The sequence below is a fragment of the uncultured Bacteroides sp. genome (assembly GCF_905207245.1).
In the GTDB taxonomy this organism is placed as follows: Bacteria; Bacteroidota; Bacteroidia; order Bacteroidales; family Bacteroidaceae; genus Bacteroides.
In genome coordinates, this window is sequence record NZ_CAJLKP010000119.1 from 1 (window position 1) to 10,768 (window position 10,768).

At 46.9% G+C, this 10,768-nt stretch carries 11 protein-coding genes; 3 read left to right on the forward strand and 8 right to left on the reverse strand.

Going from position 1 to position 10,768, the window contains the following annotated elements:
- The 6 genes from QZ135_RS23045 to QZ135_RS23065 form a co-directional block, all read right to left on the reverse strand.
- Positions 1 to 204 (reverse strand): response regulator (locus QZ135_RS23045; RefSeq protein WP_294615136.1); only part of this gene is annotated, 204 nt, incomplete at its 3' end.
- 239 nt (positions 205 to 443) lie between these two features.
- Positions 444 to 566 carry a SpoIVB peptidase S55 domain-containing protein gene (locus QZ135_RS25000; RefSeq protein WP_365979351.1) on the reverse strand — a complete coding sequence of 41 codons (123 nt, stop codon included), beginning with the start codon at positions 564 to 566 and terminating at the stop codon, positions 444 to 446.
- A 41-nt stretch (positions 567 to 607) separates the two neighbouring features.
- Complete coding sequence (locus tag QZ135_RS23050) at positions 608 to 2,203, reverse strand: recombinase family protein (RefSeq protein WP_294615140.1); 1,596 nt, start codon at positions 2,201 to 2,203, stop codon at positions 608 to 610.
- A 4-nt stretch (positions 2,204 to 2,207) separates the two neighbouring features.
- Positions 2,208 to 3,857 (reverse strand): recombinase family protein, encoded by a 1,650-nt coding sequence (locus QZ135_RS23055; RefSeq protein ID WP_294615143.1) that lies wholly within the window; start codon positions 3,855 to 3,857, stop codon positions 2,208 to 2,210.
- Between the two features lie 58 nt (positions 3,858 to 3,915).
- Entirely contained in the window at positions 3,916 to 5,634 is a 1,719-nt protein-coding gene (locus QZ135_RS23060; RefSeq protein WP_294615146.1) for a recombinase family protein, read from the reverse strand.
- 47 nt (positions 5,635 to 5,681) lie between these two features.
- Positions 5,682 to 5,930, reverse strand: coding sequence for a DUF6870 family protein (locus tag QZ135_RS23065; protein WP_294615150.1), 249 nt, complete (start codon positions 5,928 to 5,930; stop codon positions 5,682 to 5,684).
- 436 nt (positions 5,931 to 6,366) lie between these two features.
- Between QZ135_RS23065 and QZ135_RS23070 the strand changes: the two genes are divergently transcribed.
- On the forward strand, positions 6,367 to 6,996 hold the full coding sequence (locus QZ135_RS23070) for a class I SAM-dependent methyltransferase (RefSeq protein WP_294615152.1): 630 nt from the start codon (positions 6,367 to 6,369) through the stop codon (positions 6,994 to 6,996).
- A gap of 129 nt (positions 6,997 to 7,125) precedes the next feature.
- Here QZ135_RS23070 and QZ135_RS23075 read toward each other — a convergent pair whose 3' ends face one another.
- Together QZ135_RS23075 and QZ135_RS23080 are read right to left on the reverse strand one after the other, a co-directional pair.
- Positions 7,126 to 8,424 carry a tyrosine-type recombinase/integrase gene (locus QZ135_RS23075; RefSeq protein WP_177308295.1) on the reverse strand — a complete coding sequence of 433 codons (1,299 nt, stop codon included), beginning with the start codon at positions 8,422 to 8,424 and terminating at the stop codon, positions 7,126 to 7,128.
- A 107-nt stretch (positions 8,425 to 8,531) separates the two neighbouring features.
- Positions 8,532 to 9,119, reverse strand: a complete 588-nt coding sequence (locus QZ135_RS23080) for a helix-turn-helix transcriptional regulator (protein WP_294615157.1) — start codon at positions 9,117 to 9,119, stop codon at positions 8,532 to 8,534.
- Between the two features lie 260 nt (positions 9,120 to 9,379).
- Here QZ135_RS23080 and QZ135_RS23085 point away from each other — a divergent pair, with 260 nt between their 5' ends.
- Entirely contained in the window at positions 9,380 to 9,595 is a 216-nt protein-coding gene (locus tag QZ135_RS23085) for a helix-turn-helix domain-containing protein (protein WP_022445065.1), read from the forward strand.
- A gap of 247 nt (positions 9,596 to 9,842) precedes the next feature.
- Positions 9,843 to 10,768 (forward strand): MobA/MobL family protein (locus QZ135_RS23090; RefSeq protein ID WP_294615160.1); only part of this gene is annotated, 926 nt, incomplete at its 3' end.

Consider the following 10,768-nt stretch of genomic DNA (forward strand, 5'->3'; position numbering starts at 1 on the left):
CCGGGCGGGGGCGCACACGCCGAAGCCGGAGCCGTCCGCCAGCTGCAAGTCCACCAGAGCCAGGTCAAACCGCTCCCGTTCCAGGGCCTCCCGGGCGGAGCGCTCCCCTGCCGCCGCCGTCACGGCGAAGCCCTCCTCCCGCAAAAAATCCGTCAGCAGACGGACAATGGCGTCGTCATCCTCCGCCAGCAGTATTCTGTGCATCTGTGCTCCCTCCTTATCGGGTCCAGTATACCAGGCCGCTTCGCTTCCGTCTGTGACAAAAATGTCACCGGCCTGCGCCGCCCTCCGCCAGCAGGCCCCGGCACAGCCGAATTTCCGCCGGCGAAAGTGTATCCGGATTTTTGATTCAAGTATACCGCAGCCCCAACGGATTTGCAACGGGCGCCGTCCTTTTTTGACAAGCTGAAATGACAGGGGCGATTCACGCCCCTGTCATTTCTTCAGCCCGCCGCCTCCAGCATGTGCTCCAGAAGAATGCCATAGCCCTGAGTGGGGTCGTTCACCAGAACATGCGTTACAGCGCCTACAAATTTACCGTTCTGGATAATGGGACTGCCGCTCATGGCTGTGTCAAGATAGGGACAACATTTTTTTGAAATATCTTTTATATGGCTTGCTCTTCAAAGCGGATTTCGGGGAATCCCACGAATCCGGAAAGCTCGTCCGAGAAATTCCACTCGATACGGATGCTTTTGTCCGGTCGAACGATAATCCTTTTAATAAGTTCCTTTGCAAGCTCCGGTGTCAGTTTTATCAGTCCCTGATACGGGGCAATCTTTTCGACAGCTAAAATTTGGTCGGTACTCATGCGGATTTTTTCTTTCAGCAATGCCTGCTTTTGCTCCGCCATGACATACTGTGCCTTGCGTTCTTCCTCTCGTGCGGACAGCGAGTTCTTTTCCAAGGTATATTCTTCCTTCGTAATCTTTCCGCAAGCGTACCGCTCGTAGAGCGCCATCTTATCCGCTTGAATACGGTCTATTTGTCTGTGTAACGATTGGCATTCACTCCGGAGTATCTGATCGCTGGATTTTGCGGAATTGCTCTCTCTTTTGATCGTTTGTACTTTCGCATCCAAAAGGCTGCACTGTGTTGCGATGGCTCGTAAAGCAATCTGCTCAAGCTGATCGTTATTTATGCGCACGCTTTTGCAATCCGTTTTTGGATTGTAACGGTGCATAGAGCACAGCCATGTTTTGTTTTTTTCCTTTCCCTTGCTTAGTCGGTTTCCGCAGCAGCCGCATATGAGCAATGAAGTGAATGGGTTATTTGACCGTGCGCTTCGGCTCTTTTTTACTGATTTTATAACAGTTAAAGCCTGATCATACTGTTCCCGACTGACAATCGCCTCGTGCGTATTTGGGATAACCTGCTGCAGTTCTGGCGGCACCTGCTTTACATGATCGCTGCCGACACGCACAACATGTGACTTAAACGGCACGGTATCCCCGGTGTAAATGCGATTGGATAGTATATTCCGAACCGATTCATAGCTCCATGAGGAACGAGCTTTATATTTTCCTCTGATATCGGCAAGGTATACGGATGGCGTCGGTATTGATGCTGCATTCAGCCTTTGCGCGATACCTGTTACGGTAATCCCTCCTGCAGCCCATTCAAATATCTGCCTGACTATCTGTGCAGCCGGTTTGTCAACCACAATGGTGTTTCGCACTTCACCCTTCTTATAGCCATAAGGAGCCGTTCCGTAAACAAATTCACCGCTCAGCTTTTTCAGATCAACAGCACTTTTGATTTTCCTTGAAATATCTTTGGAGTACATTTGGTTGATCAGGTTGCGTATTGCCAGTTCAAGTCCGCCGGTCGATTCTCCGAGCTCCAAACTATCAAACTGATCGTTTATGGATATAAATCGGACATTGTAAACCGGAAAAATAAATTCAAGATAATGCCCGGCTTCCAAATAGCTGCGAGCAAATCGAGAAAAATCACGCACAATAATCGTCCGCACTTTTTCGGATTCGACCAACTTTATCAGACGATTCATCCCGGGACGATTCATCGTTGTCCCGCTGTAGCCGTCATCTATGATTTCCGAAAGACGATCAACTGAGAACCCATTGCGATGCAGATACTGTTTGATACATGTGCGCTGCGACTGAATGCTGCAGCTTTCATCTATGCTGCCGTCTTCGACATCGCCGTCTTCCTTTGATAATCTCAAATACGAAATATCCATTCGCTCATCCAACCTGACGCACCTCCTCCACACAATTCCGCAGCTCGGTAATCGACTTATACGGATCACTGAAATTGAAAACAATGGTGATGCTCCGGTTGCTATGAACCTGAATCTCCTTTATAAGCAGTCTCAGGATTTCCGGCGTAAGAGCCGGCAGGGATTGATACTCCTTCATATTACCTATCCATTCCTGCGTAACAGTTATTTTTTTCTGCACTGCATTCCTTCTGGCTGCTGCCGCTTCTTCCGCATCCAAAAGCTCCTTCAACTGCTGAGAATACCTTGCCTTCATATACCCATACTCATTCCGATCAATCATTTGCTCGGTTAAATCGGTAAGAAGCCGTTCCATTCTATTCTCTACCTTTTGCCGCTTCGCAGATATGCCTTCAGCGGTTTCTGCCGCTTCTGCAAAAACCCGCTTGGTTTCTGGAGAATTCTTGATACTTGCAACAAGCTGCTCAATATCAACAGCCACCTTTGTTTGCTGATCGATCGCATTCTTGACCACAGCATAAATCTGTTCCTGCCTGACATAGTGGCTTGTACAGCGTGTGTGCCCAGAATACCGATAGGTGTTGCAATCATAAAAAATGCGGCTCGGGGTATTTGCACCAACCCGTGCGCAGCCTTTGCTGGCTGACATGAGGCTGCGACAATCCGCGCAATAAACCAATCCCCGGAACAAATCTCTGTAATCTTCTTCTGCACTATTCCGTTGAACATAATGCTTTCGCTTTTCACGTTCCTCGAAGTTTACCCTCTGAACATATTCAAATAATTTTTCAGGCACAAGCGCCGGATGTGCATTTTCAATGATTTTCCACTCATCCTCCGGACGCCGTTTTTTATCGAGGCCAACCTTGCTCCGCATTGCCTTACCGTGAACGCGGCAGCCGATATATGCTGCGTCCTGGGTGATTTTTCGCACAGTACCTGGTATCCACAATGCGTCCTTATACTTTTCCGCCATGGTCACACCACGTTCATAGCGAATTTTACCAGGGCATGGAATCCCTTCTGAATTCAATTCACGGCATATACCGTTAAAGCTGACTCTGTCAGCCCGCATTAGAAAAATCCGCAAAACAACCGGGGCTGTCTCCTCGTCGACCTGAAATGTGTTGTTTTCCGGATCTCTGATGTATCCGTATGGAATGCTGCCTGCAGACGGCAGGTATTCACCGCTGTCCATTTTGGCATGTATAGACGATCGGATTTTTTTGGAGATATCCTTGACATAGTAGTCATTCATCACCATTTTCAGCGGAAGCGTCAAGGCCGACGAGTCGGCGTTCGGTTCGGAACTATCATACCCGTCGTTCACACAAATCAGCCGCACCCCCATTTCCGGAAATATGCGTTCAACAAAATTGCTCGTCATTACAAAATGGCGTCCCAATCTGGAAATATCCTTCACAATGATGCAGTTGATCCTGCCGGATTTTATATCCTCAAACATTCTCTTGAAGTCAGGACGTTCAAAATTCATTCCCGTGCAGCCATGGTCTGAGTATGTGTCAACAAGCACAATGTCCGGCTTGTCGGCAAGAAAACGATTGCCGATTTTCTTTTGGTTGCCGATTGAGTTTTGCTCCGTGTCATCTCCATCTTCTACGGAAAGACGACCGTAAAGTCCGGCATTCCACATCTTATTTTTTGTGTCGGATATTATCAGAGCGTTATTTGCCCGACTTTTTCGCGCCATTTCAGCCCACCTCCTTCTGCTGAAGAATTTCCTTATAATACGCCAGTTCATTCCTGAAATTAAAATCAATTCGGATATGCTTATCCTCATAAACATAGATTCTATCGACAAGGGTAATGACAGCCTCTCTTGAAAGCGCTGTAATGCCCTTGAATTTTGCAATAGATGCCATCCAATCCCGAGGCGTGGTATTTGTCAGCGATTTCTCTCTGTCGGCAGATAACTGTCGGATTATATTCTCAGTTTCCTCGATCATACCGGTATATTTGTTCCGCATTTTCTCATATTCATCCCGATCGATTAAATCGTCGTTGAGGGCCTCGTATAATTTCATGCGAAAATTGCAGTACCGGTCGAGTTCGCTGTTTTTCTGGACAATCGCCAGATCCAAGCGCCTGATATGGGCATTTTCAATTTTGCTTTTTCCCATTGCATTCAGCAGCTCATCGGTGTCTAAAATGATATCAATCTGTTTGGTAATCGCACGTAAAACAGTCTGCTCTAATTTGCTCTGTTCAAAGCTATGGCTGCTGCAGCCGTTTCCTCTTTTGTTGGCTGAGCAAACATAATAACGGAATGTTTTATTCCCGCGTCTCACTGTCCTGCGCAGCATAGAGGCCTTACAATCAGCACAGAATACCATGCCGGACAGTGGATATACGATATCGTTTTGAGGCGCTGTACGGGTATCCCGTTCCAGCATACGCTGCACAATCATAAAGGTCAGAGGGTCAATAATCGGATCATGGTTATTCTCTACGACAACCCAATCCTTTTCTTCACGCATCCTCATCGTTTTGATTTTATAATTCGGCGTTCCACGTTTGCCTTGAATCAGTTTTCCCGTGTAAATCGGATTTGTCAGTATCCTGCTGACTGACACAGCAGACCAATGCGATTCAGATGAGGTCCTGAAGCCTGTTTTGTACTTCAGTCCCTGGCTTTTTTTATAGTCCGCCGGCGAAAGAACCTTTTCGTTATTCAGGAAATCTGCTATCGCTTGCTGATTATATCCTTGAAATTTCAATGAAAAAATGCCCCTGACAACCTCGGCTGCATAATCGTCCACAACAAGCTTATGCTTATCATCGGGAGATTTACAGTACCCATAGTTGGCAAAGGCACCCAAAAACTCGCCATTGCCACGCTGAATCTGAAACTGCTTTCGCAATTTCTTTGATAACTCGCGGCAATAGGCCTCATTCATTATATTTTTTACCGGAATAATGATATCGTCACCGGCACGACTGTTTTCACTGTCTACATCATCATTGATGGCAATAAAGCGTACACCAAAAGACGGGAAGATCATTTCAAGATACTTTCCCGTTTCAATATACTCTCTCCCCAGTCTGGAAAGATCTTTAACAATAACGCAATTTACTCTTTTTGATTGTATTGCATTTAGCACACAACGAAAACCAGGGCGGTCAAAGTTCGTCCCGGTATAGCCGTCATCCTGTGCTTCTTCAATCAAATGAATATTGGGGTTATTTTGAAGAAATGAGCGAATCAGCTTGCGCTGATTCGCAATACTGTCACTTTCACGCTTTGCACCGTCATCCTTTGACAGACGATAGTATGCAATAGCATCATATTGTTCCGAATCGAGCGTTGTTTGCCCGTCAAAATAAAGCGCCATAACAAACCTCCTGCGTATTTCAGGAAATTTGTTTCCGGTGCCTGTCCGGATGGATGACCGTCCATCCTCATTGACCATTTTAATTATGCATTAAGAATGTGCATTTGTCAATGAAATCGCACACGCTACCACAATTTTCCTGATGTGCGATCCATACTGTTTGCGTAAGCTAAAAGCCTGTCTTGCAGGCTTATTTCAGTATCTGTATAACCGATTTCCACTACAATACCATCGTCTAAATAACAGTATGGATTGCCGATTTGAGCAACATAGTCCCGTATTCTCTCCCTGCGAGGAATTGACGTGTCGATTACCACATTCTTTATCTCTCTGAGTGAAGAACGTTCCGCATTGGAATCTGTAAACTCATTCATCTGTCTGCTCCTTTCTTTCGTAAGTAATTATTGCCATTTTGGCTTTTCCTATTCAAATATTGAGATTTTAATGTCCACCAGTGCCTGCGGCGAACAGGTCCACAGATATTTCATCTCGCCGCCTTCCTTATGGCCGGGCCGCGAGTTACGGGCGTATCATTGTCCCAGCTGCGCTTCATGGAGAAATGCAGGGGCCACCCGCATACTATTACTCATGGTTCCGGCTGCCGATCAGGCGGATAGTCGCTTGGCGAAGCCGGAATGTACCGGTTCCGGACTATTTAATTTTCAAAAAACTTGTAAGCACGGGGGATGTCTTACGCAGGTAAAAAGAAAAGTCACAGTGGTAATACAGGATATCTGCATTGCCACTGTGATACGCGCACTGGAAAATGTGCCAGGTGTGTGATATAATGAGATTAAGAAATCGGAAGTTATGGAGGAAGTAAGTATGCTAAACAACATAGAGTTCGACCTTTGGGCTGATGGCTATGACAAAACTGTCGGCATTTCTGATGAGGAAAACACATACCCTTTTGCTGGTTATAAAAAGGTACTTGGGTTCATTTTTCAGACCATAATGAGAGCTGAAAATGCCGTTGTGCTGGATATTGGATTCGGAACAGGCACATTAACGGCAAAACTATACGAGCGAGGCTGTTCCATTTATGGGCAGGACTTTTCATCAAGAATGATTGCGTTGGCATCTGAGAAAATGCCAAATGCGCATTTATATCAAGGGGACTTTTCAAAAGGGCTTGTCGAACCATTGCGTAACTTTCGTTATGATTATATTGTTGCGACATACTCTCTGCATCATTTGACGGATGCGCAAAAGAGCGACTTCCTTTTAGACTTGCGTAACTACTTAAAAGAAAACGGTAAAATTATAATCGGCGATGTTGCCTTTGAAACACGAAAGGATTTAGAACAGTGTAAATTGAAGGCAGGAGACACATGGGATAATGATGAAATCTACTTTGTCGTTGAGGAACTGAGAAAAGATTTTCCAGACCTTTCATTTACGCAAATGTCCGATTGCGCAGGCGTCCTGATTTTGGACTGACAAATTCCGATTTATCTGTTAAACCCTCTGAAAACGCTGTATTTTCAAGGCATTTCGCCTATCTTGTGTTCCAACCTTATGTATTTTCCCTTGTTTTTGCCCTTACGAGCCGAAACAAGGGAAAGTTTTTTACTCTCCGCCGACCACCTTATCCAGCAGTCTTGCGGAAGTACGCTTCGCTTCCCTTGTAGCGTGAGCGTAAATATTCATTGTGGTACTGACATCGGCATGTCCGAGAAGCTCCTGCACATCCTTCGGCGCTGCCCCGTTTGAGAGCAGATTGCTCGTGAATGTGTGACGAAGTTGGTGGAAATGAAAGCCCTCCAAGCCCTCGACCTTTCTGCTTGCCGTCCTGCACATAATCCCTACCGTACTCGGTGATTCGTATGCGCCGTCAGGTCTGAGGCAGACAAAGGATATTTCCTTGTACCCCTCTGGGATTTCATCTGTCCTCGGCAGGCTGTAAACCTCGTAGTAAGTACGGTCTTTTTCCTTCACCTCGGTGTAGTAGTTGAGGTGGTAAAGCCCGCCATACTGGAGGCGGTTTTTGTGCTGTTCGGTTTTCGCCGCTTTGAGGATCGCCGCCAGCGTGTCGCAGAAGTCCACGGTACGGACTTTCTTCCGTTTGGTCGCTCCTATCTCGGTTTTATGCCTTGCCCCGTTGTAGCGCATACTGCGGCGCACCGTAAGGTACTGCTTGTCAAGGTTGACATCCTGCCAAGTCAAGCCGCAGACTTCGCCGATGCGAAGCCCCGTGTAGTAGGCAATCTGAATGGGCAGTAAAGCGGGGTTATCTTTCTTTTTCAGAAATTCCTCCAGCTTCAGATATTGCTCATGGCTGAGCGTGGGTGTGGAATCGGTATTGCCGTCCTCGTCCGAAAACAGGTCATAGTCCTCTTTTTTGCCCCGCCATACCACATACTGCATCGGGTTGAAGGTAATCAGCCGTTTGGGGAATACCGCAAAGTGGAACGCTCCTTGCAGGACTGCCGAGAACAAACGCAGATACCCTTTGCTAAGTGCCTTTGCCGTTGTACCGTCGGGATTTGTCCCGCCGAAGCTGAGAAAATCCATATACGCCTGCAAATGGTCGGCGGTGACGGTTTTCAGCTTTCGGCTGCCGATAGGGTGCTGCTTGATACGGTTTACCGTACCCTGATATGCCATTACCGTACCGTTGCTGAGACTGCCGGGCTTTAGTTCTTCCTCCACCCACATATCCAGCAGCATTCCCACCGTGGCGTTTTCAGACTTTGCAACGAATTTCTTTTCCTCGTAGTCCTCCATCGCCTTGCGGAGCAGGGCTTCCGTTTCGGATTTGCTTTCTGTTCCCACGAATTCACGCTGTACCAGATTGCCGCTTTCATCTTCGATATAGAAGCGGTAGTACCACTTTTTGCCTTTCTTTCTTACAGAACCTTTTGCCATAGATAAAAACTCCTTTCTATCCGTGGCAATCGGGACTGTGACATATGGTGTGCGTAAAGTAAAGAATGTCACTTTTGCCGGTTGGTTTCAATCGGCATATTTTTTTGTCAAGGTGCCACGGAATTTTCTTTTTCGGCAAGCCTGTTTTCGGCTTCCGTCACTATCCCGAAGAGGTCGCCCATAGATACTTTGGTGCGTCCCTCATCGTAGATATGTAAAATTCCGTCTAAAAAACGCTTCATATCTTCGATAGGTATTTCCATTTCTTTGCGGTAGACCCGTTCTTCGATTGCGCCCACCTCAATCGCATACCGCATAATCGACTGCTTCAAGCCCTCGTCCTCCGCCACACGGTCAACCTCCGCCATAGCGTTGGCAAAGTAGTGGCACAGCACCGAGTACAGGTCAATCATCTTGCCGAGGAAGGTGGTAAGAAGCTGCTGGTGCGGCTCTCCGCTGACCGTGGAGGAAACCGTATCAAGGTACTTTTTGATATGCTCCTCAATGTCCTTTTGGCAGAGCGTGCGGGCATCATATTCCTTTTCCTCGGAAAGCCCTGTCAGCCATTCGGGAGTGGTAAGCAGCGCATCGGCAAGACCGTTGATAATCATAGTACGCTTCGGGTCAACGCCGTCTGCTTCATACCGCTGAATGGTGGATTTGTTTACGCCGATACGCTTTCCAAGCTCAGGCATGGTAAGGTTTAGTTCTGTTCGGCGCTCTTTTACCCGTTCACCGACTTGTTTTGCGGTGAATTCAATTTCTTTTTTCAAGGTTTTCACCTCCTGACGAGTATCATTATAGCACATCAAAATGCAAATTGCAACCCTGAAACGGGATAAATATTAAAAAAAATTCCTAAACAGTTGCAAAACAGGTTGACACGAGATTGCAAAATAAGTATAATTAGGATTGTACAGTTGCAAAACAAGTATTTCAAAAGGAGGATGAGATAATGAACGCAGTTAAAATAGGTATGACCATCGAGGAAGCCGCCGAATGTACGGGTATCGGCAGGAACACCATGCGGAAATTGGTGGACTGGGGCAAGCTGCCTGTCTTAAAGGTAGGGCGCAAGACCATTATCCGAAGGGACACGCTGGAGCGTTTTATGACGGTCAATCAAGGCAGAAATCTTCTCAATCAGAATGATGTCCGCCGAGTAGATTGACCGTTCTTAAAGCCCTCGGCGTTTGAGAGCGAAATACACCCCTCGCACAAATCTTCGAGTTGTACTCTGGGTATTTCGCCCTTGCAGGGGGCTATGTATCACAGCTTCGGACAATGCACCGCCGCTATGATACAGAAGAAAACAGCACGCTGTTTTCTTCGCTGTCCGTCTGCTTACGCTGCCGAAACAGCAGCAACCGATTTCTCGGTTGCAAAAAGAGTATGCCCGTCACGGGAGGAAGGAGTATATGGCAAGACACAGTTTTATACAGATGTCAAAGCTACCCAATGTCAAGGGAAGAATATCCTATATCACAAGCCACGCAAGACAGGAAAATCTCTATGCCACCTACCGCACCGCCGACAATGAATTTTGGAGTAACCTTGCAAGGGAAAGCCAGCAGGAATTTAAGCGAAGCGGTACGGAGGGCAAATGTATTGAAGCAAGGGAATTGATTATCGCCCTGCCCGAAGTATATACAAAATACGAGCCGCAGGAAGTCCTTGAAGATTTTACGGAGGAGTTCCACAGGCGGTATGGTGTAGAGTGCGTGTCAGCCCTCCACCACAACAAACGCAAGACAAACTATCATATCCACCTTATCTTCAGCGAAAGAAAGCTGCTTCCTGAACCTGACATCAAGATAGCCACACGCAGCGTGTTCTATGATGAAACAGGCAAAAGGGTACGCACCAAGAAAGAAATCACAGGGGAGGACGGACAGATACGAAAAGGCTGCACCGTCATTAAAAAGGGCGAGGTTTACGAAAGCCACCTCTTTACCGTGAAAGATGATAAATTCAAAAGCGAGCCTTTTCTTCGGGAGGTAAAAGAGATTTACACTGACCTTATCAATCGCCATATTGCTGATCCCGAACAGCAGTTAAAGGTATTTGATAAGAACAGCGTTTATCTTCCTACCAAGAAAATCGGTAAGAACAATCCCAAAGCCGCAAGGCAGGAATGGAACAGGACGGCGGATATGGCATTGTTATCGGGGATTGAGGAAACAAAGATACTGGAAATCAAGAAAGAGGAAATCCACCAAAAGGCAAGTCAGTCCATTAAAGAAAAGGGCTGGCTGCCTACCTTGTTCCGCAGCATTATCGGCAGGGCAAAGGAGCTTCTGCAAAGCCTTATCCGAGAAAAGGATATGCCGCCCAAGCCTACGCT